Consider the following 975-nt stretch of genomic DNA (forward strand, 5'->3'; position numbering starts at 1 on the left):
CTGAGGTTTTCTCACCAGCGTGATCGCCGGGTCCCGCGTTGAAGGTTGAGTAGCACGAGTGCTGCGGCGGTGATCTCGGTGATGCGGGCGGGGTCGAGGGTGATCATCTGTAGGGCGGGCCAGGTCTTCTTCAGCAGCGCGTTGCCTCGCTCGGCGACGGCTCGCAGTCCGGTGAGGAGCTTGTTGCGGGTCACGTCGTCGGGGTGGGGGTTGGCGGGCAGGCGTCTGGGGTGCCTGATCCCGATTCCGGCACCTTGGTAGCCCTTGTCGGTCAGGGTGGGCAGGCCGGCGGCTGCTGCGGGGTAGAGCGCCGGCAGCACGAACGCTCTCGCGGCGGTGATGTCGTGTGTCGATCCGGGCGAGACCGGCGAGACCCAGGCCGGGTAGCCGGTCGGGTCGCACAGCACCTGGATGTTGCCGCCGTGGCGGTGGTGCTTACCGGAGTACCAGGACTCCGCGCCCGAGGGATTCTGTGGGCCGTGCAGCTGGGCGATCGGCACAAGCGTGCCGTCCAGGCAGACGAACGGCCAGTTCTCCTGGCGGGCTGTGGTCAGCACGTCGCTCAGGACGGGGGCGCGGGAGGCAATCACGTCGATGGCCTCGTGCAGGTAGCGGTACGCCGTCGCGGTCGAGATCCCCGCGTCGCGGGCGAGCATGTGCACGCGGGTGGCGTCCTTGAACCAACGCAGCACCAGCAGCGCCTGGGTCCGCGCGGTGGCGGCGCGCTGCCAGGGGCGGATGTCGTGGGTGCGACGGTGGGTGGTGATCCAGCGGGTCACCACGGCCGCGGTGTGAGCGGGCACGTCGAGGGTGGCACGATAGGTGATCAAGCAGGGTCCCAGTCGTCCAGTTTGTGTGTTTGGCGACTTGCATCCTGGTCCCGGGACCCTGCTGCCGCCAACCCACCCGCCGGACGAACCGCAGGTCAGCGCACCGTCGCGCCGATCAGCTCACTGTCCCTGGTGAGAACACCTC

General features: G+C 69.0%; 1 protein-coding gene. It reads right to left on the bottom strand.

Annotated elements, in window-relative coordinates:
- Positions 1–11: 11 nt before the first annotated feature.
- On the bottom strand, positions 12–830 hold the full coding sequence (locus tag AC1C2W_RS19645; RefSeq protein ID WP_495414065.1) for a transposase family protein: 819 nt from the start codon (positions 828–830) through the stop codon (positions 12–14).
- Positions 831–975 lie beyond the last annotated feature (145 nt).

Source organism: Isoptericola sp. Y581, assembly GCF_059445475.1.